We start from the raw sequence: 21785 nt of genomic DNA on the forward strand, positions 1-21785 counted from the left end.
CGGCCTGGGCCGGGAGCGCGGCGCCGCGCCCCGGCGAGGAGGCTAGCCGTGGCACGCCCGCACGAAGCCGCAGCGCAGCCTGCGGCACGCCTCGACCGGGACGCCGTCGAAGCGGCCCTCCGCCGTCGCCTCGGAGAAGCGCTCGGCGAGCCAGGCGAGCTCGCGCTCGAACCGCGCATGCTCCTCGTCGGCGATCGCCCCCATCGGGCCCGACCCCTTGAGCCACACGGGCTCCACCTCGGCGCCGAGGAACAGCACGCCAGCGCGGATCGGGCGGTCCGGGTGGCGCCTCCGCAACGCGAGCGCGTACGCCCGCAGGCGGAGCTCGTAGGGCGCGAGATCCGCCCGGGGGCGCGCGCGCTTGACCTCGATGACGTCGACCAGCCCGCCCGGATGCAAGACCACCAGATCGATCGCGAGCGACAGCGCGAGCCTCGCCCCGCGCCGCTCTCCGGCGCCCTGGGGCTCGACGTCGAGCACGAGCGCCTCCTCCCGCAGGAGCGCCGCCTCCTCGCCGCGCGCCTGCCGCGCATAGGGCCCGCCCAGGAAGCGGGCGATGCCCTCGGCGGTGCGCAGCGCGTCCGGGCCGTGGGGCGCGAGCCCCTCGAAGGCGAGCCGCGCGACGACGTCCGCGGCCTCGGTCGGCTCTCCCCAGCGCGCGCGCGGCCAGCGCTGGAGCACCCGGTGCGCGGCGCGGCCGGGCGGGCGAGGATCCGCGCCGTCCTCGAGCTCGACGCGCTCCTCGCCCGGCAGCTCCGGCGGGCCCTCGACGTCGAACAGGCCGAGCTGGCCCTCGCCGGCGGGCTCCCCGATCCCGAGGAGGTGCCGCAGCCGGAAGCGGCGCGCGCACCCCTGGAACGCCGCGAGCGAGGCGGCCGCGATCAGCACGGTCCGCGCCCGCGCAGGCCCCGCCGCCGGCGCGGCCCGGGGGACCGGCGCGGCGCGCGCGTACGCGTCGGTGCCAGGCGCAGGCGGCCTGGCCTCCGCGAGGAGCGAGCGGGCCTCGAGCGTCGCGCCGATCGCGCCGGCGAGCGGCGCGGCGTCCTCGGCGCTCGGCCCCTTCAGCGTGAGCCACGCCGAGCCGCTCCGCGGCTTGGCCGAAGCGCCGACGAGCACCAGCTCGCGCTCGGCGCGGGTGATCGCGACGTACGTGAGCCGCTGCCGCTCGGCCCGCTCCCGCGCCCGCACCTCGGCGCGCGCCGCCTGGAGCGCGGGCGTGCTGAGGGGCAACGACGGCCCGTGCGCCGACGCCTCGACGTCGTAGAGCGCGCCGAGCCGCGACGTCCGGTCGACGCGCCGCGCGTGATGGCGCACGAGCAGCGCGGCGGGGCGATCCCCCGCGGCGGGGACGTAGCTCAGGCCGGGCTGATCCGCGCGGGGCTCCGCGTTGAGATCCAGGAGCACCACGGCCGGGAAAGCGAGCCCCTTGCTGGCGTGGATCGTCGTGAGCCGCACGGCGTCGTCCTCGGGCGAGAAGACGGCGGCCTCGGGCTCGTCCGCCTCGTCGCGGATCCGGCGCTCGAGCCAGCGGACGAAGCTCGCGAGCGAGCCGCCCCGGCGGCGGGCGATCGAGATCAGCCGGTCGACGTTGCCGAGCCGGGCCTGGGCGCGGGGGAGCGCGGCGAGGACGCGGTCGAGATCGAAGGCGGCGATCGCGGCGCGGATCGCCTCGCCGGGCGTCGAGCGGAGCGCCGCGCCGCGCAGGCCGGCGAAGCGGGCGCGGAACGCCTCGAGCCGCTCGCGATCCGCCGGGGAGAGCCGCGCGAGCGCGGCGGGGGGGCGCGCGCCGCCGGGCCCCTCGTCCTCCGGGCCCCCCGGCGCCAGCCCGGCGCTCGACCAGCGGCCGAGCAGCGGGACGGTGAGCCCGCGGCCCGGCGGCGCGAGGACCGCGAGCGCCGTGTCGGAGAGCGCCACCGCCGGGCCGCGGAGGACCGTCGCGAGCGCCAGGCGATCGCGCGGATCGAGCAGCAGGCGGAGGATCGCGGCCACGTCGCGCACCTCCGGCGCGTCGAAGAGCGCCCGGCCCGCCACCACGTACGGGATCTCGAGGCGCGCGAGGGCGAGCTCGACGAGCGGGATGGTGCTCCGGCGCCGGGCGAGCACGGCGACGTCGCGGAAGCGCAGATCGCCGCCGGCGCCCTCCGCCGCCCCGCCGCCGGCGCCCTCCGCCGCCCCGCCGCCGGCGCCCTCCGCCGCCCCGCCGCCGGCGCCCGCGCCGCGGACGCGCCGCGCGATGTACGCGGCCGCGATCAGCGCCTCGCGCAGCTGCCCCCGCGCGTCCCGCACGAGGGCGTCGACCCCGTCCGGGGCGCTGCCGTCGTCGTCGACGAGCACGACCTGCGTCGGCCCGCGCGCGGCCCCGCCCGGCGCCGCGACGAGGTGCTCCGCCGCGCTGTAGGCGATCTCGAACTCGCGCGGCGCGCCCGCGCCGCCGTCGCCCGCCCCGGGGGCGCGATCCTGGGCGAAATCGCGCGCCGAGAACGCGTTGATGAACGCGAGCAGCTCGGGCGTCGACCGGCGGCTCTCGCGGAGCGCGACGAAGTCGGCGCTCGGCTCGGGCGACCATAGCGAGGGCGAGAGCTCGAGCGCGCGGCCCGCGGCGGCGCCGGCCAGCTCCGCGCAGACGCGGCAGAAGATCGACACGTCCGCCCCGCGGAACCCGTAGATCGACTGCTTGCGATCGCCGACCAGGAACAGCCCGTGGCCCCACAGGCTGGCCGCCGTCGGGGCGACGCCGGCCGGGCGCGCGAGCGCAGCGTCGCCCCGCTCGCGCAGGAGGTACACGAGATCGCGCTGCACCGCGCTCGTGTCCTGGAACTCGTCGACGAGCAGCACGTCGACCGACCCGCGGACCGCCTCGCCGATCGCCGGATCGTCGCGCAGGCCGTCGCGGGCGGCGCGCAGCAGGTCCCCGAACCCGAGGCCGCCCTCGGTGCGGCGGATGGCCGCGAGCCGCTCGCGGATCTCCTCCAGCAGCTCGACGATCTGCGCCTCGCGGCGCGTCAGCGCCGGCGCCTCGCGGAGGAAGCCGACGAGCTGCAGCGCCTTGTCGCGGTTCGTCTCGCCCGGCAGCGCCTCCCGGAAGGCGAGCAGCGCCTCGTCCGCCGGCGTGCACTTGCTCTTGTGCGGTTTGCGCTGCGTGAGCAGCTCGATCAGCGGGGCGCTCGCCGCGCTCGCGGGGAACGGCGCGCCGTCGCCCTCGCGGCCGAGCGCCGCGGCGAGCGCCGCCGCCGGCTCGCGGAACGCCGCGCCGCCGAGCGCGGCGCTCTCGACCGCGAGGCGGCGCAGCTCCCGCGCGAGCGCGCGGGCCTCGGCGGCGTGGTCGGACACCGCGAGCCGGCGCGGCGCGAGGCCGTCCTCGTCGAGCCGGTCGAGCAGCCGCGTGATCTCGCTCCGCGCGCCCTCCACGCCGCCGGTCGCGGCGACGAGCGCGCGCGCGGCCTCGGCGCGCTCGCCCCCCTCGGCGAACGCCCGGCTCAGCGCCTCGTCGACCGCGAGGTCGCTCAGCGCCTGCGCCTCCTCCTCGTCGAGGATCCGGGCGGAGGGCGAGAGCCCCATCGCGATCGCGTGCCGGTCGACGATCTGCTTGGCGACGCCGTGGAGCGTGTCGATGCGCGCCGCCGGGAGGCGGGCGAGCGCGTCCTCCGCGCGCTTGCGCAGCTCGGAGAGCGAGAGCGCCGCGCCGCCGCCCGCGCCGGGCGGACCGGCGACGGCCGCCTGCCGCGCGCGGAGGATGTCGGCGAAGGGGATGCTCGACGCGCCGTCCCAGCGGGCGATCTCCCGGAGCGACCGCTCGATGCGGTGGGCGATCTCGCGCGCCGCCGCGCGCGAGAACGTCGTCGCCACGATGCGGTCCGGCGGCACCGGCGGCGCGGCGGTCGCGGCGTCGGCCTGGCCGACGGAGGTGAGGCCGAGCGTGAGCAGCACGTAGAGCGCCGTGAGGCGGTGGGTCTTGCCGGTGCCGGCGCTCGCGGCGACCACGACGTTGCGGCGGAACGCGTAGATGAGCGCGTCGCCCTCGGCGAGCTCCGCCCCGCGCGGCGCCGCGCTCACGCGACCTCCTCCGCCGCCTCGTCCGTCGGCACGACCGCGGGGCGCCGGCACACGTCGCGCGCGTCGCAGCGCGCGCACATCGTCGCCATCACCGGCCGCGGCGCGGCCTTGCCCTGCCAGAGCGCGACGACCGCCGCCCGCGCCGCGCGCCCGGCCTCGGCCCAGCCCTCGGCGAGCGCGCGCTGCTCGTCGACCTTGCCCGGCCACACCTCGATGAGCCCGCGCTGGCGCACGCCGATGTAGACCGCGCGCACCTCCTCCGCGCCCAGCGCGCGCGCCGCGATGGCGCTGTACAGCGGCAGCTGGAGCGCCCGCCGCCGCTCCTTCGCGTCGGGGAGCTTGCCGGTCTTGTAGTCGACCACCCGCACCACGCGCTGGTCCGTCGACCGATCGATCCGGTCGATCTGCCCGTCGACCCACAGGCTGGGCGCGCCCTCCTCGTCGTCGTCCGACGGCGGCAGCTCGAGCGGCTGCCAGGGCGGCGGCTCCCCCGCGCCGAACCGCCGCTCGGCCAGGAAGAAGCGGAGCTCCGGCGACGACTCCTCCCCGTCGATGGCGCGCACCACGACCTCCATCACGTCCGCGATCGCCTTCTCGACCGCCTCGCGGCGGAGCGGCGCCATGGGCGCCGACACGCCGAGCGCCTCCTCGGCCGCCGCGCGCGCGGCCGAGAGCTGCTCGGCCGGATCGCGGTCCGGGCCGAGCTCGCGCAGCGCCTCGAACGACGCCTGCAGCGCGCGGTGGATCAGCGTGCCGCGCTCCCGCGCGTCGGCCGACTCCGCGAGGTCCTCCGCGCGGCGCACCTGCAGCACGCGGCGCGCGAACCCCGCGAACGCGCAGCCCACGGCGCGCTCGATGTGGGTGACCGCGATCGGCCGGTCCGGGCGCGCCCCGCCGATCGCCGCCCGGAGCTGCGCGCCGAGCGCTGGATCCTCGTCGAGCAGGACCCGCCCCGTGTAGCGATCGATCGGCGCCCGCGGATCCAGGAAGAAGTCCGCGCGGGCGCGCTCGATCCGGACCCGCTCGGCGATGTCCGGCGCCGGCCGCCCGCCGCCCGCGAGGGCGATGAGCTCCGCGTCGCGCGGCCCGAGCGCCGCCGCGTCCGGCGCCACGCGCGAGGCCGGCTCCGTCCGCTGGGGAGCGCCCGCCGCGACGGCCGCCGCGAAGACCGGGTGCGGCTCGTTCGGCTCGCTGTCGTCCCCGCGCGTGAAGCAGACGGCGACGCTGCGCGCGCCGGCGAGCGCCCAGCCGAGCTCCGCGCGCTGGGCCGCCTGGCGCTCGCGCCCCGACGCGGGGCGGCTCGGCACCGGCAGCCTCGCGCGGAGCGCCTCGCCGAGCAGGGTCTCGTCCGCCCCGGGGCTGCCGCCGTAGGCGCGCGCGTCGAGCCCGGTCACCACCACCACGTCGTGCTCGAGCGCCGCGAGCCCGGCGGCGACGTCGACGCGCACCGCGCCGGCGCGGCCCGCGTCGCCGCGCGGCCCCGCGCCCTGCTCGGCGGCGGCCCGCTCGAGCTCCGCGTAGACCTCCGCCGCGGTGGCGGCGCGGTCCTCGCAGCCCAGATCGCGCGCCGCCCGCGCGAGCGCCTCGGCCTGCTCGCGGATCGCGCGCGCGGCCCGCGCGCTCTGGCCCATCGCGCCGATCGCCTCGAGCGCGATCGCGCCGCCGCTCCGCCGCTCCCCGCGCAGCGCCGCGCGGAGCTCCTCGACGCCGGGCTCCCCGAAGCTCAGCTTGTCGAGGAGCGACACGAAGCGCCGCACGATCTCGGGCCGCGTCGTCGCCTCGCCGATCCAGCGGGCGCTCGCGAGCAGCCGCTCGAGCGCGTGCGGCATCCACGCCTCGTCGTCGTCGCTGAGCGCCTCGCCCGCGCGGCGCAGCGTCGAAAGGCCCAGATCGAGCTCCGCCTCCTCGATCCGCGCGTCGCGCCCGGCGGCCCGCGGCGGCCCCGCGCGGCGGTCCGCGCGGCGTGCGGCCACGACCGAGATGAGGCTCTCGATGAGCAGGCGGCCCGTGCGATCCACCTCGACGGGCACGTCGCGCAGCCGGTGGGCGAGGTCGGCCGAGCGCTTCTCTGCCTCGGCGGCGGACGCGCGGTCCACCCAGGCGCCGGCGTGGACCCCGGGCGCGCGGAGGATCTCGATCGCCTGCTCGCGGCGCACCGGGCCCACGGCGAGGCGGAGGATCGCGAGCGCGACGCGCCCGTCGGGGCAGCTCGCCGCGGCGCGGCCGCGCGGCTCCGAGAAGCGGACGCCCGCGTCGGCCAGCGCGGCCCGGAGCGGCTCGAGCGCGGCGTCGTCGAGCGCGGGCACGACCACGGCGACGCGCTCGGGCGGCACCCCGCGCCCGAGCGCGGCGGCCACCTCGGCGGCGGCGGCGCGCGCCTCGCCCTCCGCGGTCTTCGCGCCGATCGCGGCGAGCGGCTCCGCCTCCCGGTCGGGCACCCACGCGATCTCCGGCGCATCGTCGAGCGAGGCCCAGCGCCGCTCCAGGACGTCGGCGACCGCCGCCGCGCCGTCGCCCTGCAGCGCGGGCAGCTCGACCGTCACGCCGGCGCCGCCCGAGGCGCGGACGGCGGCGTGGAGCGCCTCGACCCAGGCGAGATCGTCGGGCTCCCAGCCGACGGCGCCGCGGATCGTGACGTTGCGCGGCAGCGGCAGCGCGCCCGCCGTGCCCGCGGACCGGAGCGCCCGGCCGAGCAGGAACCCTGCGCCGCGCGGGTCCACGAGGCGCGCCTCCCGCAGGGACGCGTCCGCCCGCTCGAGGACCTCGGCGATGGCGACCGCGTACCCCGTGCCGAGCGCCCGCAGGTCTGCCGGGGACGTCCCGGCGCGCCGGAAGCTCCCGAGAGCGCGGTCCAGGCCGTGCGCGAGCGCGACGCGCGCGGCGGGCTCGGCCGGCTGTCGGAGCCGGTCCGGCGGCAGCGCGTCGAGGGCGAGCCGGGTCGCCAGGCGGGTCGCCTGCGGGCTCGCGACGGCGACGTCCGGCGCCAGCAGGGCGAGCGCCTCGGACACGAAGCTCCACCGAGAGCGCACTTCCTGGCCCGCGGCGCGCGGGTCGAGCGCGGCGAGCTCACGCTCGACGTGCCGCTCGGTCGGGACGATGAGGAGCGATGTCCTGATCACCGCCACGAGACGGCCAGTCGCCGCTCCTGGGAAGCGCGGGCGCCCGGCGCGGCAAGACGCTGGGAGCGCGCCGGTGCGGCTGGATGCTCGTCCGGCAAGGGATACCTCACCGCAGAGCCTTTACTTCATGCATCCGTCCCCTCGCAACCTCCGCCGGGCGCGTGGGTTGTTGAAAAACTCCCGCGGAATGTGGGAATTCTTGTGGGAAGATCGGAAGGCGTGTTGAAAAGCCCGTTGGGAACCGCGGGCGGTCCGGGCGGCGATCCCCCGTAATCCTGCGGAATTGCAAGCGGCCGGGCGGCAAGAGGGCACGCCCGGGGCGCTCTCCGGTTATCAACAGGCTCGGCGGTCCGCGGCGGCTGCCGGCGGCGACAGCGCTTCACGATGCGCGTCGCGGGCGATCTCGACAGCGGCTGAGGGGGAGGTTGGCTGGGTCGCTCGGTCGGGAGACGCCCAACCGATGGAGGGGATAGCTACCGGCGCGCCATGTCCTTGTGGCGACGCACGCTGTCGTCCTCGGGCGGCGGCATCTCGGACGCGACCTCGGACGGGGCCGGAGCCGCATTCGTACGGCCCTGTTCGCTGGCTTGCGCGGCCGGGGCGGCGCTGCCCGAGGCGGTCGCGGGTGCGCTCGAGGCGGTCGCGGTCGGGGCGGCGCTGGGCGGTGCGCCGGGATCGGCAGCGGCGGTGGTGCTCGGCCGCGCGCTGGCGGGCGCCTCGGCCTGCGCGCGGTTCCGCACGGCGGTCACCGCCTTGTCGGCCGCCCGGGCGAGCTGCGTGGTGACGGCCGAGGGCGGGAAGGGGAGCTTCGGGTCCACGAAGAGCTCGAGCTTCAGGATCGTGTGGTGCTCGTCGACCGCGCGGAGCCGCCACCGGGCGCGGAAGTCGGCGACATTGCCGCGCTTGTGGCGCCCGGAGATCACCTCGTCGGCGCCGTCCTTCGTGGGCGGCGACATGTCGGCGACGGTCCAGATGTGCGCGGCGCCGTTCAGGATAGGCACCTGGAGATAGACCTCGCTCGTGCCCTTGCGCTTCGCGAGCACGCGGCTCTGGTCGAACGAGGTGATGAACGACTTGTAGCTACCGTAGGAGGTGACGATCTTCCGGACGGCCGGCAGGGGCGCCTTGATGAGGATCGCCGCGGCCCCGGTGTCGATCGTGGAGGCTGGCCCGGTGGTCTTCAGCGTGTATCGGAGCGCTTTTCCGAGCGAAGCGAGCTTCTCGGACTCGGCGTCGGCGGCGCGGGCCGCGCGCGGCGAGAGCGAGAGGGCGAGGACGGCGAGCGAGAAGGCGATCAGGGACAGGGACCACCACTTCTTCATGGACTCTCCTGTGCGAGCAGCGTCCGTCGGCGTGTGGCTGCCGGCCACGTCGCGGGCGTGCGCCTCGGGCGGCGAGAGCGCGGCCGCTCGATAGATGTAACTCGCTGAGCGGGCAGCCGCACCCCTGCACGCTACAGAAAATGTGCGATCTTCGGCGGAGGTCGGAATTCAGCGATCCGCGTCGGAGCGCTTCGCGGTCGCGCCGCGCTGCGCGCCGCCGCCGCTGTCCTCGGCGGTCTTCGCGCCCTGTCCGGCGACATCGGCGTCGGGCTCGGAGGACGCCGTGGGCGGCCGCAGAGGCCGCTCGCCAGCGTCGTCTTCGAGCGGGGCCATCTTGCACGACCCGTCGAACTGCACGCCGCGATCGATGAAGATGGCGGGCGCGTGCAGCGCGCCGGTCACCTTGGAGGGCGCGTAGAGCTCGATGGCGTCGCGGGCGCGGATGCTCGCCTGGACCTCGCCCCCCGTGACGATGCAGGTGACCACGTGGATCTCTCCGATCACGAGCGCCCCCTCGCCGATGACGAGCACGTCTTCGCCGCGGATCTCGCCGCGGAAGCTGCCGTCGATGCGCACGCGGCCCTCGAAGAAGAGCTTGCCTTCGAAGTGCGTGCCGCGGCCCAGGAGGGCGTTGATCTCGGTGGGCCTGTGGCCCCCTGTGTCGTCGCCGCGGGGGCCTCCGGGGGATCGCGACGAGAGGGGCGAGTCCCTGTCGCCCGGGAAGGACATCGGGTCCATGGCCTGTTGGCTTACTTCAGCCATCGTCACATTCGCAACGGCGGCGCGCGTCAGCGGGGTAACGCGCGCGCGGCGGTGGCCATGAATATGTAATCATTTCGATGATTTGTGGATAAATTGCTGCGGGGTACGTTTTCTGCAAAGGGGGCGGGTTCCCGGCGCCTTGGGCCGGGGGGCGTGCGGAGCGCGGGCGGACGTCTGGCCGAGCGCGCGGTGGAGCGTGAGGGTCCGAAGGGACCAGGAGAGGGAGTGCAGATGACGTTCCGTTCGTTGCTTGTGGCTGCCGGTGTCCTGGGCAGCATCTCGGTGGCGTCCGCGCAGACGCCGCCCGAGCCGCCGAAGGCTCCGGCGGCCGATCCGGCTCCGCCCGCCGGGCCAGCTCAGCCGTCCGCTCCGGCGCCGGCTGCCCCGGAAGCGTCCGCGCCCGCTCCCGGTACCCCTGCCGCTCCCGCCGTTCCTGCCGCGCCCGGTGCCGCTGCCGCGCCCGGTGCTGCGCCTTCCGTTGCTGCTCAGCCCGCGGAGCCGGCGCCTCCGGCGGAGCCGGCGCCTCCGGCGGAGCCGCCGTCGCCCACGCAGACGCCGGGACCGGAGCCCGGGCCGATCACGTCGCCCGCGGTGCGGTGGAGCCAGGGCACCGCGGCCGACGCCGTGCTGGAGGAGGAAGAGGAGACGACCCTGCGCTGGCGCGGGTCGACGTTCACCTGGAACCAGGGCGCCAGCACGACCCTGTTCGGCGTCGGCGGGGAGTACATCCCTGCCGACCAGGTCTACGGCTGGGATTTCACCTTCCGGCCGAACTTCTACGTGCTCGACCGGCCGAAGGACAAGGTGTCGGTGTCCGCCGAGATCGGCTGGGTCACCGAGCTCACGAACAGCGACATCACGACGACCTACCGCGAGCCGCAGTTCAAGGACATCGCGCTCAACGGCCGGTACAGCCGCGAGCTCTGGGAGAGCGGCGGCGCGGACCGCGGCGAGTACAAGACCGACGCCGCCATGCGGCTGCGCCTGATCCTGCCGACCTCCCCGGCGAGCTGGAACTCCGGCAAGTACTTCACCGTCTCGGTGGGCCCGCAGCTCATCCAGAAGATCAAGCTCCTCGGCGCGAAGGCCGACGGGCTCAACCACGTGACGGCGACGCTCGGCGTGAGCTACTCCCACCTGTTCTCGGATTCGTACACGCCGGTGCGGGAGGGCCTCGCGCGACCGCGGATGACCCCGAGCGGCGAGACGGCGCCCGACGACCAGCTGAGCGGCACGTCGCTGGCGATGGATCGTCTGGCCACGAGCCTCCAGGTCGACGTGCCGCTCTACCAGGACCTCTCCCTGGGGACGAGCTTCGCCTTGCTCAGCGATTTCAAGCACGAGTTCGAGGGGGGATGCGCCGAGACGGCCACCGGCTGCGCCCCCTACGAGGGCTCTCAAGGGCCCACGTACGTGCCGCAGACGGCCTTCGACGTCAGCCTGAACTACCCGATCTTCGAGGTCGTCGACCTCACGCTCGGGTACAACAACACGAACCTCCAGATCGGCCTCGACGGCAGGCGGAGGAACTTCTTCTACAGCCCCACGGCGCAGTTCTATCTCGACATCACCGCCAACCTCGACGTCATCTACTCGAAGGTGACCGGCCGCGGGAAGAAGGCCGAGACGCCGGGCACCGCCAGGGCCGCGAGCCGCCTCCCGCTGTAGCCCCGCGCGTCACGCGCGCCCGCGGCTCTCGCCGGTGGTCAGCCCGCCGGCGATGAGGTGCGCGGCGCGCAGCGGCTCGGGGAGGTGGCCGTGCACGGCCAGCCGCGCGAGCAGCGCGGTCGTGTCCTCCAGCGAGATCCCGGCGCGCTGCACGTACACGCCGCCGACGGGCTCCATCGGCCCGGCGCGCTCGATGAGCGCCCACTTGCGGCGCCCGCCACGCACGCGCGAGAGCAGCGCGCCGCGGATCGCCTCGAGGTCCGGGAGCCGCCGCGCCACCACCACGACCGGGAGGGCGAGGGCGTCGCGCAGCGCCGCGATGTCGACCACGTTGAACCCCGCAACCGCGATCCCTTGGAGCAGGACCACCTGCGCCTGCGCGTAGAAGCGGGAGCCCCGGATCATCGCGGCGATCGCCGGGGTGGCGTTCCGCCCGTCGCGGCGGGCGCGGGTGGAGAGCACCCCCTCGAGGCGCAGCCCCGCGAAGACGGCCCCGATCACCGGCACGTCGCCGCGGTGATCGCGGGCGAACGGCGCGTCGTCGACGCCGATGACGTGGGAGAGGCGGGCGACGCGGGGCGGCACGCGCCGAGCTTAACGCGCTGCCGTCTTTTCCGGACCAGGCGCGCGTGCTGTACTTGGTAGCGTGAGACCTCCCCGGCATCTCTCGCTGAGCCTCTCGCTGGCCCTCGGCCTCGCCTCGCCGCTCGCCCTCGCGCAGGGCGCGCCCGCCGCCCCGGCCGCCCCGAAGGCCGCGCCGGCGCCCGCGAACGCCGCCGCCCCGCAGAAGGCGGCGGCCGGCGGCCCGCGCAGCCAGAGCGCCGGCGCGCCGCAGCCCGCCCGGCAGCGCGCGCGCAAGCCGAAGCCGAAGCCGAAGGACGCGCAGGCCGACCTCATCGGGCGGCCGGTCGCCACCTTCCCGGGCTTCCGCATGCTCCCGACCGGGGGCTCGCGCGTGTTCGTGCAGATCCACGGCGGCAAGGTCGACGTCGCCGAGTCGAAGGCCGCAGGGCGCCTCGTCTACCGGATGAAGGGGGCGGGGGCGATCCAGACGAACCGGTTCCCGCTCGTCACCTCGTTCTTCGCGACCCCGGTGACCCAGGTGCAGCTCGTCGACCAGGGCAACGATCTCGACATGGTGATCGAGCTGCGCGCGCAGACCGACGCGACCTACCGCGTGATCGAGACCGACCAGGGGATGGTGCTCCAGGTCGACTTCCCCGCGTCCCTCCCCGCGCAGAGCGCCGCGGCCCAGGCCGGGCCGACGCGGCAGCGCGCGGTCCGCCGCACGATCTCGCAGGACTCCGAGCAGGGCGACGGGAGCTCGGGCGACCTCTAGCGCGCTGGCGGCCTACCCCGGCGTGGCGACCGCCTCCGGCCGCGCCTTCTCCCCGCGCGCGCCCGCGTCCGGCGCCGGGACCTCCTCGCTCAGCGCGGCGGCCGCGAGGGTGACGAGGACCATCCAGAGCGCGTCGGCGAGCAGGAGGTGGACGAGCTGCATCCACACCGGCGCGAGCAGCAGCAGGTTGACGACCCCCGCGCCGATCTGCAGCAGCACGAGCCCGCCGGTCGCCGCGGAGAGCCGCTCGACCAGCGGCGAGGGGCGCCGGGCCGCGATCGCGCCGCGGGCGTAGAGCAGGTAGACGCTCACGACCGCCGCCACGACCGGGTGCAGGACCCGCAGCGACACGAGGAAGTGCGCCGCGGGCGAGAAGTCCTGCGCGAGGCCCTCGCGGAGCGAGCCCGCCGCGAAGAGCGTGTCGCCGAGCGCCGCGATCGCCCCGGTCACGCCCACCGCGAGGACGCCCGCGAGCGCGGCGGCGAGCAGCGCGCCCGTCGCGCCCTGGCCGCGCAGGCGCACCCGCCGGCCGCCGCGCGCCCAGTAGAGCGTGCACGTCATGGCGCCCACGAGCAGGAACGTGTTGATGAGGTGCACCGCCATCCAGAGCGCGCGGGCCGCCGACGCGTCGTGGGCGACGTACTCGAGCAGCACGATGCCGGCGCCCACCGCCGCCTCGGTCACCATGAACAGCATCGACGCCGCCGCGCCGCCGCGCACCGGGTGCCCCGCCGGATAGGCGACCAGCGCCCAGACGAGCTGCAGGGCGACGAGCAGGAAGGCGACGCCCGAGGTGGCGCGGTGGGTGAACTCGATGAAGGTCGCCGCGCTCGGTGAACGCGGGATGACGTCGCCGTTGCACGTCGGCCAGTGGCTGCCGCAGCCGGCCCCCGAGCCGGTCGCGCGCACGAACGCGCCCCACAGGATCACGCCGAGCGTGAACGCCAGCGCGAGCGCCGCGAGCTTCCAGAACCGCGCCTGATTCATGCGGGGTCCTTACCGCGAAACCAGCGCGACGGCAGCCCGCGCGCGACCGGCGACGCCGCGCGCGACCCCCGCGGCGGCCGGCGCCGCGCCGGCGAGCGGCCCGCGCGACCGGCGGCGAGCGGGCTTCCGCTGTCGTGCGATCTCGTTGCGCCCGGCCCCGCCCGAAGGGAGGATGTGCCCGTGCCGAACAGCGAGGACATCCGAGGCGCTCCGCTCTCCGTGCCGGCCGAGCTCCTGAGCAGTCGACCGGCGAGGATCGTGGTCGCCGACGACGATCGCCTCGCGCGCCAGATGCTGGTGAGCATCCTGCACAAAGCCGGCTTCCAGGTCGAGGCGGTCGACGACGGCCAGGAGGCGATCGAGCTCATCGGGCGCGGCGGGGTCGACCTCGCGCTCCTCGACATCGTGATGCCCCGGCTCACGGGCCTCGAGGCGTGCCGGCTGCTGAAGAGCATGACCGCCGAGTCGTTCCTCCCCGTCGTGCTGGTCACGGTGAAGGCCGACACGGCGAGCCGGGTCGAGGGGCTCAAGATCGGCGCCGACGACTACGTGTGCAAGCCGTTCGAGGAGGAGGAGCTCCTCGCGCGCGTCGGGGCGATGCTCCGGATCAAGCGGCTGCACGACCACGTCGCCGCACAGCGCGCGTACCTGGAGCAGCTCTCCATCCACGACGAGATGACGGGGCTCTACAACTACCGCTACCTCTTCACGCGGCTCAACGAGGAGTTCAAGCGCGCGGAGCGCTACCACGAGCCGTTCGCCTGCGTGCTCGTCGACATCGATCGGCTGAAGGCGATGAACGAGATCGGCGGGCGCACCCTCGGCGACGCGGTGATCCGGCGCGTGGCCGACGGGATCCGCCGCTCGGTCCGGGAGGTCGACGTGGTCGCGCGCTACGGCGGCGAGGAGTTCCTCATCGTCCTGCCGAGCACGCACTTCGCCGGGTCGCTGACCGTGGCCGAGCGGATCTGGCGCGAGGCGTCCGGCAACCCGGTCGAGTTCGGCGGCGCGTCGCGGCCGTGCAGCGTGTCGATCGGCGTCTCGCTCTACCCCTCGCGCGACGTCCGCTCCAAGGACGCGCTGATCCGCGCCGCCGAGAGCGCGCTCCACCAGGCGAAGCGCGAGGGCGGCAACCGGATCTGCGTCTTCCAGCAGCACGGCCAGATCTACACGCCGACGGGGAGCGCCGATCCGCCGCCCCCGCCGCCCCCGCCCAAGCTCCGGAAGTCCAGCGATCCCGCCTTCGTCGCGGCCCAGGACGAGCCGAGGGAGCCGCAGACGCGCCGGGGCACCGATCTCCCCCCGCGCAAGCCGCTCTAGTCCCGCCCCGCCGCTCCGCCTCGTGAACGCCCGAGCTCGCGCCCGCATCCTCCTCGTCGACGACGAGCCGGCCCAGCGCCGCAACCTCGCGCGCGCGCTCGTGCGCGACTTCGACGTCCTCACCGCGGAGGACGGCCCCGCGGCGCTCGGGCTGCTCGCGACCACCCGCGTCGAGGCGGTGCTGCTCGACCTCGCCATGCCGCGCATGAGCGGCGCCGAGGTGCTCGCGCAGATCAAGGCGGCGTACCCCGACGTCGAGGTCGTGGTGATGGCCGGCCACGCCGAGCTCGACGCCGCGGTCGCGGCCGTGCGCGCCGGCGCGTACGCCTTCGTGACGAAGCCGGTCGAGCCCGAGGCCGCGCTCTCGATCGCCGTCGAGCGCGCGATCGAGCGCCGGCGGCTCGAGGGCCGCGCGCGGGCCCTCGAGGAGCGCGTCGGCGAGCACGAGCAGCTCGGCGAAGTGATCGCGAGCTCCGCCGCGATGCAGGACGCCTACCGGAGGGCGCTCGGCGTGGCGTCCGTGGCCGCGCCCATCCTGCTCGTGGGCGAGCGCGGGACGGGCAAGGAGCTCGTCGCGCGCGCCGTCCACCGGCGCGGGCCGCGCGCCGGGCGGCGGTTCGTCGCGGTCGACTGCAGCGCGCTCCCGGCGCCGCGCGCCGAGGAGGAGCTCTTCGGCGAGGGCCGCGGCGCCGCGCCGGACGGGGGCGCCGGCGGGGGCCTGATCGACGCCGCAGACGGGGGCACGCTCTTCCTCGACGAGGTCTCGGCGCTGCCGCTCGCGGCCCAGGCCCGGCTGCTGCGCGTCCTCACGCACGGCGAGGTCGCCGCGGCGGGGGCCGCCGTGGTGGCGGACGCGCCGCGCCGGGTCGACGTCCGCGTCATCGCGTCGACGTGCGCCGACCTGAGGGCGCGCGCCGCCGCCGGCGAGTTCCGGGAGGACCTCCTCTACCGCCTCGGCGTCGTCGTCATCGAGCTGCCGCCGCTCCGCCGGCGCCGGGACGACATCGCGCTGCTCGCGAGTCATTTCCTGCACCGGTGTGCGCGCCGCCACGGGCGCGGCGTCGCGCGGATCGGCCCCGAGGCGGCGCGCCTCCTGCGCGAGCACGCCTGGCCCGGCAACGCGGGCGAGCTCGAGAGCGCGATCGAGCACGCCGTGCTCTCCGCGCGCGGCGACGCGATCCTGCCCGCGGATCTGCCGCCCGCGGTGTCGGGGCGCGCCGGGCCGGATCGGCGCCCGCCGAGGGACGCGCTCGTGCTGCCCGCGCAGCTCTGCGAGCTCCCGTACGCGGAGGCCAAGGAGCGCGCCATCGAGGCGTTCGATCGGATCTACATCGGGCGCCTGCTGCAGCGCACCGGCAACAACCTCAGCGAGGCGGCGCGGCAGGCGGGGATGGATCGCTCGAATTTCCGGAGGCTCAAGAAAAAGGTCGCGTCGCGGGGGGACGAGGCGGCGATGGGGGAAGGCGCAGGGGAGGGGGAAGGCATAGGGGAGGGGGACGGCGCGGAGGCGGCGGCCCCGCCGCGCAGGGGCGGCGCGGGCTGACGCGCGCGGCGGGCAGAGCGCGCCGCGCAAGCGCGTGGCCAGCTCGTGCTACGTTGCGCCGAAAATGGCCCGACGCGCTGCACGAGGTGCTCTTGTCGCCGCCGCCGTCTCCCTCGCGGTCCGGCTCGCCCCGCTCCCCGCCGCCGCCGCCGACACCGGCGGCGCTCCCCGGCGGCAGGCGGCGGTGGTCCTCGATCTCCCGCGCGTCCTCGCGCTCGCCGATCGCAACCACCCGCACGTCCTCGCCGCCCGCGCGAAGCTGAGCCAGGTCCGCGCGCAGCTCGACGAGGCCCACTACGCCCCGTTCTCGCAGTTCAAGCTGACCGGCGGCGTCGCGCTCGCGCCGACCGTCCGCGGCAACAACATCTTCAGCCCGAACACCGACGTCTCGCTCACCTCGAGCCTCGGGGTCGCCTGGCGCGCGAACATCGACGGGGTGGTGCCGCTCTGGACCTTCGGGAAGATCACGAGCCTCTGGGACGCCGCCGAGGCGAACGTCCGCGTGAACCAGGCGAGCGTGGAGAAGGAGCGGGACGCGGTGCGGCTCGACGTCCGCAAGGCCTACTTCGGCCTCCAGCTCGCGCGCGACTCGCGGAGCCTGCTCACGGACGTGCGGACCGAGATGGACAAGGCGCTCCGGCGCCTGGAGGAGCAGGTCGAGAGCGAGGAGGGCGATCCGATCGAGCTGCTCAAACTGCAGACCTTCGGGGCCGAGCTCGAGGCGCGCGGGGCCGAGGTCGAGAAGTACATCTCGGTCGCGCTGGCCGGGCTGCGCTTCTACACGGGCGTCCCGGAGCTCGACATCCCCGACCTCCCGATCCGCCCGCCGAAGCACCGGCTCGGGCACGTCAGCCGTTACCTGACCGCGGCGCGCCTGTACCGGCCGGAGCTCGCGCAGGCGCGCGCGGGCCTCGACGCGCGGTCCGCCCAGGTGCGGCTCGCGCGCGCGCAGCTGTTCCCCGACATCGGCATCGGGCTGCAGGCCGGGGTGAGCGCCGCGCCCGAGGTCGCGGATCAGCTGAACCCGTTCACCAGCGACCCCGGCAACTACTTCCACTACGGCGCCGCGCTCGTGCTGCAGTGGAAGCTCGACCTGCTCCCGCAGTCGGCGCGCATCCGCTTCGCCGAGGCGCAGCTCGAGGAGATGGCCGCGACGCAGCGCTTCGCCATGGGCGGGGTCGCGACCGAGGTCGAGACCGCCTACGCCGAGGTCGTGGAGGCGCAGAAGCGCCTCGACGCCTACACGAAGGCGGCCAGGTACGGGAAGCGCTGGCTCGTGATGGTCCAGCAAGGAATCGACGTCGGGACCATGGCGGAGAAGGACTTGATTGATCCAGCCAAGGCGTACGCCACGAACCGCTTCAGCCAGCTGAACGCGACGATGGAGCTCGACATGGCGATGTCGCGCCTCGCGAAGGCGACGGGCTGGGACGCGATCGCTCCGGACGGCACGTGACCGAGGGGGCGGCCGCGCTGAGCGCGTGGGCTGCCTCGCCGGCGCCTGGCCGTCCCCGTCCGACCTTCACCGCGGCTTGAACGCGACCGTCCTTGGCACTACGGTGGCGCGCCAGCATATGGGAGCCAACGACGAGCGGGCGCCGCGCAGGGTGGCTTTGGCGGCGAGCGGGGATGCGGCGCGGCGCGGCGCGGGCGGCGCGTCGGGCGCCTCCACCATCGCGTTCTCGGTCCTGCTCGCCGCGTCGGCCCTCGCCATCATCGGGACGCTCCATTTCGTCGCCTACGTCGTGCCGACGGAGGCCTCGATGGGGGTCGTGCAGAAGATCTTCTACTTCCACGCCCCGGCCGGCTACGCGATGTACCTCGGCGCGACCGCCTGCTTCATCGGCTCGGCCGGCTACCTCGCGCGCGGCACGCAGTGGTGGGACTCGCTGGCGAAGGCCGGCGCGCAGGTCGCCGTGGCCATGGGCCTCATCGTCCTCATCACCGGCCCGCTGTGGGCCGCCAAGGCGTGGGGCGTGTACTGGACGTGGGACCCGCGCCTGACGACCTCGCTCCTCAGCGTCCTTATCTACATCGCCTATGTCGTGCTCCGCGCCTTCACGGGCGACAGCGAGGCCGAGCGCAAGTTCGCCGCGGCCCTCGGCGTCCTCGGCGCGGCCAACCTGCCGATCATCCATTATTCGGTGAAGATGTGGGGCGGTAACCACCCCACGGTCATCACGGGCAAGGGCGGTGGCCTCGGGCACCCCGACATGAAGCTGGCGCTCGGCTTCGGCTTCCTCTCGTTCACCCTGCTCTCCCTCGCGCTCCTGTGGTCGCGCCTCCGCGTCGATCTCGCGTCCGCGCGGCTCGCGGAGCTCGAGCAAGAGGCCCTCGAAGTCGGTATCGGAGAGGACTGACAACGTGAAATCCCTTCATTCCTTGTTCTCCCACGCGGCCCTGCAGCAACCGACGGGCACGGCCACGGACGACCGAGCGCAGGCGTTCCGCCCCGTGGAGGGCGGGAACGAGATGCAGAGCGGCGAGAAGCTGCTCGTCGAGGCCTACGCCGCGATCTGGCTCATCATCTTCGGGCTCGTCTTCCTCTCCTGGCGCCGGCAGAAGCAGATCGACCGGCGCATCGACGCGCTCGAGGCCGCCGTGCGAAAGGCGCGGGCGGGCGCGGGCGCGGGGCAGGGAACGAGCTGATGCCGAACCTCGGGGAGATGACCCCGCAGCACGCGCTCTACATCCCCGTGGTGCTGATGCTGGGGCTGATCATCGGCTATATCCTGGGCAGCCGCGCCGTGCGCGCCGAGCTCGAGCGACGCAAGCGCAGAATGAAGGAGTGAGGGGGGCGCGAGCCCTCGTCCCCGTTGCCGGCGGGCGCGGCGAGCGCCGTCCCTGCCGTACTAGCCGGAGGTCACGTGGTCGATTTCTCTCTGAGCGAAGAGCACAAGGCTCTCATCGATACGGCGCGTCGCTTCACGAAGGAGCGCATCACCCCGATCGCGGCCGAGTGCGATCAGAAGTCGTCCTTCCCGATGGACGTCTTCGTGGAGGGCTGGAACATCGGCCTCGTCAACCCGACCTGTCCGGCCGAGTACGGCGGCCCGGGGATGGGCGAGATGGAGAACGCCCTCCTCGCCGAGGAGCTCTCGTACGGCTGTACCGGCATCCAGACGAGCTTCCTCGCGAACGGGCTCGCGCTCACGCCCATCAAGCTCGCGGGCAGCGAGGAGCAGAAGAAGAAGTACCTCGGCATGCTCACCGCCGAGCCGATCATGGCGAGCTACTGCACGAGCGAGCCGGACGCGGGCAGCGACGTCGCGGGGCTCAAGACCCGCTTCACGAAGCACGGGGACGACTACGTGCTGAACGGGCAGAAGTGCTGGATCACGAACGCGAGCTACGCGCGCTACTACGTGATCTTCGCGACCGCGAACCCGGAGCTCCGGCACAAGGGGATCGCGGCGTTCATCGTCGATCGGGACACGCCCGGCCTCCGCGTCGGCAAGAAGGAGGACAAGCTCGGCCAGCGGGCGAGCGACACCGCGCAGGTGTTCCTCGAGGACGTGAAGGTGCCGAAGCAGAACCTCCTCGCCGCGGAGGGGCACGGCTTCAAGCTCGCGATGGAGACCTTCAACCAGACCCGCCCCGACATCGGCGCGGCCGCGACGGGCCTGATGCGCCGCTGCCTCGACGAGTGCGTGGCCTACGCGAAGGAGCGCAAGACGTTCGGCCAGCCGATCGGCAACCACCAGCTGATCCAGTGGATGCTCGCGGAGATGGCGATCCGCGTCGAGGGGACGCGCCTGCTCTACCAGAAGGCCGCGTGGAACCTCGATCACGGGGTGCGCGACCCCATCGTCTCGAGCTTCGCGAAGGCCTACGGCGCCGACAGCGCCATGCAGACCGCCGTGGACGCCGTCCAGGTGTTCGGCGGCAACGGCTACGTCAAGGAGTACCCCGTCGAGAAGATGATGCGCGACGCGAAGGTCCTCCAGATCTACGAAGGCACGAGCCAGATCCAGCGCATCGTCATCGCGCGCCAGCTCCTGTCGTAGCGCGCGGCGCGCCGCGGGGGCCGGCAGGGCGCCGGGGGGAGCGATCTCCTCGCCCGGCGTCCCGCCCTTCGCCGGCGCGCGCCGCCGCCGCGCCAGCCCGCCGCGAGGGCGGACGGCGTCACGTCTGCGGGTGCCAGATCAGCGTCAGCTCGGGGCCCAGCGTGAGGGCCAGGCCCTCGGCGGGGATCATCACGCGGCGCACCTTCTGGCCCGCGTACCTCGTCCCGTTCGTCGAGCAGAGATCGAGGGCCATGACCTCGGCGCCGTCGCGCAGGAGCAGCAGGTGGGTCCGCGAGATGTGGGTGCTCAGGACGGCGCGCAGCCCGCGATCCAGGCAGTTGTCCGCGCGCCCGAGCAGCACGCCGTCCTCGAGCGCCTTCTCGGGCAGCTCGACCGCGGCGCTGCGCTCGCTCGACTGCAGCGTGAGCCGCACGTACCCGGTCTTCGCGCGCGGCGCGACCATCTCCTCGATGTGCGAGACGGGCCGCACCGACGTGATGTGCGAGATCTCCCCGCGGGCGAAGCGGTGGCTGGTCGTGATGCCCTCGGTCGGCGACGGGGGCACGGCGCCGTCCGCGGGCTTCTCCGAGACGCTCTCGAGGCCGCGCGGCGGCTCGCTCATCCCGCACGAGCTCACCTGCAGCACCCGCGACGAGGCGCGCGGCCCGACCGGGAGCCCGCCGACCACGTGCTTGCCGATGCGCACGAGCAGCGGGCCGCTGACCACGATCGAGCGCCGCGGCACGTCGTCGTCCACGAAGAAGGGGATCGAGGTCTGCAGGTCCATGAGCCGCAGGCCGAAGCCGCCGTCGGGCAGGTTGCAGCACGTGGCGACCAGGTGCCGCACGCACACGTCGTCGCCCGACGCGAACTTCACGTCGCAGCGCGGGTGCGAGCCGAACACAGCGTACGCGCCGGTGTTCGCGGGCATGTCCAGCCACGCGACGTCGCCGCCCGACACCCGGAACAGCCGGTAGCCCTCGATCATCGGCGACTCGGGCGGGTTCAGCGCCATCACCGCCTCGGCGGTGGACAGGGCGCGCCGCATGGTCGCGACGTCGATCCGCGGTTGCACGGTCATCGCGCGCTCCGGGCGACGCGCCGAGTCGCGCGCGGGATCGCTCGCGGCGCCGGCCTGCCAGGCTCGAGCGTGAACGGCGGAATCGCTGTGCGGGCCTGCGGCGGCGCCGCGGCTGGAGCGAGCGTGGTGGATGGCAGACAGCAGCAAGGCCTCATGCGGTCGAGCCGAATCCTACCGGAATTTTTCGTCTGAGGCTCTTTCGCTGCACGTCCCGAATCTGCTGCGGCCGCCGGGCGAGGGGCGAGACGACGGATGTCCGGCTCAGCTCACGCCGACGCTGACCTCCGCAACGAGCTCGCCGCCCCAGCGCCAGAAGGCGACCGAGCGGCTGAACAGGAGGATGACCTCCAGCCCGAGCCCACCGCCGAATTCGAGCCGAAAGCGCCCGACGTCCACCTCGATGAGTTGCATGCCCCCGGAAGACGCGAGAGTCGGGCCAACCGTGGATCCGTGCGCGTTGCACGCTGGTGTGTCCGCCGGGGGCACGGCCTCGCCGCGGCCGGTGCGCAGGGCGTGCCGGGCCGCGTCGGCGTGGCCCCGGCAACGATCGCGCGGCGCGGGGTCGGGGCGAGCGCGGACGAGCG

At 75.0% G+C, this 21785-nt stretch carries 17 protein-coding genes; 9 read left to right on the forward strand and 8 right to left on the reverse strand.

The features are described 5' to 3' along the window. Window positions 1–42: 42 nt before the first annotated feature. The 4 genes from WMF26_RS17260 to WMF26_RS17275 form a co-directional block, all read right to left on the reverse strand. Window positions 43–4053 (reverse strand): UvrD-helicase domain-containing protein, encoded by a 4011-nt coding sequence (locus WMF26_RS17260; protein WP_438001218.1) that lies wholly within the window; start codon window positions 4051–4053, stop codon window positions 43–45. After that, window positions 4050–7172, reverse strand: coding sequence for a PD-(D/E)XK nuclease family protein (locus WMF26_RS17265; protein WP_438001219.1), 3123 nt, complete (start codon window positions 7170–7172; stop codon window positions 4050–4052). The genes WMF26_RS17260 and WMF26_RS17265 overlap by 4 nt, the downstream gene beginning before the upstream one ends. Before the next feature lie 473 nt (window positions 7173–7645). After that, a complete protein-coding gene (locus WMF26_RS17270) occupies window positions 7646–8494 on the reverse strand; it encodes an SRPBCC family protein (protein WP_438001220.1) in 849 nt (282 codons plus the stop codon). A gap of 168 nt (window positions 8495–8662) precedes the next feature. Further along, window positions 8663–9256: a bactofilin family protein gene (locus WMF26_RS17275; RefSeq protein ID WP_438001221.1), complete on the reverse strand. Its 594-nt coding sequence runs from the start codon at window positions 9254–9256 to the stop codon at window positions 8663–8665. A 591-nt stretch (window positions 9257–9847) separates the two neighbouring features. Between WMF26_RS17275 and WMF26_RS17280 the strand changes: the two genes are divergently transcribed. After that, window positions 9848–10924 (forward strand): hypothetical protein, encoded by a 1077-nt coding sequence (locus tag WMF26_RS17280; protein ID WP_438001222.1) that lies wholly within the window; start codon window positions 9848–9850, stop codon window positions 10922–10924. Window positions 10925–10933: 9 nt separating this feature from the next. Here WMF26_RS17280 and WMF26_RS17285 read toward each other — a convergent pair whose 3' ends face one another. Next, window positions 10934–11509 carry a DUF99 family protein gene (locus WMF26_RS17285; protein ID WP_438001223.1) on the reverse strand — a complete coding sequence of 192 codons (576 nt, stop codon included), beginning with the start codon at window positions 11507–11509 and terminating at the stop codon, window positions 10934–10936. A gap of 61 nt (window positions 11510–11570) precedes the next feature. Here WMF26_RS17285 and WMF26_RS17290 point away from each other — a divergent pair, with 61 nt between their 5' ends. Further along, complete coding sequence (locus tag WMF26_RS17290; RefSeq protein WP_438001224.1) at window positions 11571–12263, forward strand: hypothetical protein; 693 nt, start codon at window positions 11571–11573, stop codon at window positions 12261–12263. Between the two features lie 12 nt (window positions 12264–12275). Here the strand turns inward: WMF26_RS17290 and WMF26_RS17295 are convergent, their stop codons facing one another. Beyond that, the gene (locus WMF26_RS17295) at window positions 12276–13250 is read right to left on the reverse strand and encodes a COX15/CtaA family protein (RefSeq protein WP_438001225.1); all 975 of its coding nucleotides are present in this window, start codon (window positions 13248–13250) and stop codon (window positions 12276–12278) included. Between the two features lie 180 nt (window positions 13251–13430). Between WMF26_RS17295 and WMF26_RS17300 the strand changes: the two genes are divergently transcribed. The 7 genes from WMF26_RS17300 to WMF26_RS17330 all read left to right on the forward strand — a co-directional run bounded on the left by WMF26_RS17300 (window position 13431) and on the right by WMF26_RS17330 (window position 20120). After that, window positions 13431–14570, forward strand: a complete 1140-nt coding sequence (locus WMF26_RS17300) for a diguanylate cyclase (protein ID WP_438001226.1) — start codon at window positions 13431–13433, stop codon at window positions 14568–14570. 22 nt (window positions 14571–14592) lie between these two features. Continuing rightward, window positions 14593–16113 (forward strand): sigma-54-dependent transcriptional regulator, encoded by a 1521-nt coding sequence (locus WMF26_RS17305; RefSeq protein ID WP_438001227.1) that lies wholly within the window; start codon window positions 14593–14595, stop codon window positions 16111–16113. A 64-nt stretch (window positions 16114–16177) separates the two neighbouring features. Further along, a complete protein-coding gene (locus WMF26_RS17310; protein WP_438001228.1) occupies window positions 16178–17569 on the forward strand; it encodes a TolC family protein in 1392 nt (463 codons plus the stop codon). A gap of 118 nt (window positions 17570–17687) precedes the next feature. Continuing rightward, a complete protein-coding gene (locus WMF26_RS17315; RefSeq protein ID WP_437338120.1) occupies window positions 17688–18473 on the forward strand; it encodes a cytochrome c biogenesis protein in 786 nt (261 codons plus the stop codon). 4 nt (window positions 18474–18477) lie between these two features. Next, complete coding sequence (locus WMF26_RS17320; RefSeq protein WP_437338121.1) at window positions 18478–18762, forward strand: CcmD family protein; 285 nt, start codon at window positions 18478–18480, stop codon at window positions 18760–18762. Further along, window positions 18762–18905, forward strand: a complete 144-nt coding sequence (locus WMF26_RS17325; RefSeq protein ID WP_020735434.1) for a hypothetical protein — start codon at window positions 18762–18764, stop codon at window positions 18903–18905. The genes WMF26_RS17320 and WMF26_RS17325 overlap by 1 nt, the downstream gene beginning before the upstream one ends. A 75-nt stretch (window positions 18906–18980) precedes the next feature. Further along, entirely contained in the window at window positions 18981–20120 is a 1140-nt protein-coding gene (locus WMF26_RS17330) for an acyl-CoA dehydrogenase family protein (RefSeq protein WP_061622194.1), read from the forward strand. Window positions 20121–20238: 118 nt separating this feature from the next. Here the strand turns inward: WMF26_RS17330 and WMF26_RS17335 are convergent, their stop codons facing one another. Together WMF26_RS17335 and WMF26_RS17340 are read right to left on the reverse strand one after the other, a co-directional pair. Further along, entirely contained in the window at window positions 20239–21201 is a 963-nt protein-coding gene (locus WMF26_RS17335; RefSeq protein WP_438001229.1) for an FHA domain-containing protein, read from the reverse strand. 261 nt (window positions 21202–21462) lie between these two features. Next, window positions 21463–21612 (reverse strand): hypothetical protein, encoded by a 150-nt coding sequence (locus WMF26_RS17340; RefSeq protein WP_020735437.1) that lies wholly within the window; start codon window positions 21610–21612, stop codon window positions 21463–21465. Between the last annotated feature and the right edge of the window lie 173 nt (window positions 21613–21785).

It is taken from the genome of Sorangium sp. So ce185 (assembly GCF_051526825.1).
Classification (GTDB): domain Bacteria; phylum Myxococcota_A; class Polyangia; order Polyangiales; family Polyangiaceae; genus Sorangium; species Sorangium cellulosum_D.

What these genes read in the sequence shown, in the direction of transcription:
- WMF26_RS17295 (WP_438001225.1), bottom strand. Translation starts at nt 13,250, where the DNA reads ATGAATCAGGCGCGGTTCTGGAAGCTCGCGGCGCTCGCGCTGGCGTTC.
- WMF26_RS17270 (WP_438001220.1), bottom strand. Translation starts at nt 8,494, where the DNA reads ATGAAGAAGTGGTGGTCCCTGTCCCTGATCGCCTTCTCGCTCGCCGTC.
- WMF26_RS17315 (WP_437338120.1), top strand. Translation starts at nt 17,688, where the DNA reads ATGGGAGCCAACGACGAGCGGGCGCCGCGCAGGGTGGCTTTGGCGGCG.
- WMF26_RS17325 (WP_020735434.1), top strand. Translation starts at nt 18,762, where the DNA reads ATGCCGAACCTCGGGGAGATGACCCCGCAGCACGCGCTCTACATCCCC.
- WMF26_RS17335 (WP_438001229.1), bottom strand. Translation starts at nt 21,201, where the DNA reads ATGACCGTGCAACCGCGGATCGACGTCGCGACCATGCGGCGCGCCCTG.
- WMF26_RS17340 (WP_020735437.1), bottom strand. Translation starts at nt 21,612, where the DNA reads ATGCAACTCATCGAGGTGGACGTCGGGCGCTTTCGGCTCGAATTCGGC.
- WMF26_RS17275 (WP_438001221.1), bottom strand. Translation starts at nt 9,256, where the DNA reads ATGGCTGAAGTAAGCCAACAGGCCATGGACCCGATGTCCTTCCCGGGC.
- WMF26_RS17310 (WP_438001228.1), top strand. Translation starts at nt 16,178, where the DNA reads ATGGCCCGACGCGCTGCACGAGGTGCTCTTGTCGCCGCCGCCGTCTCC.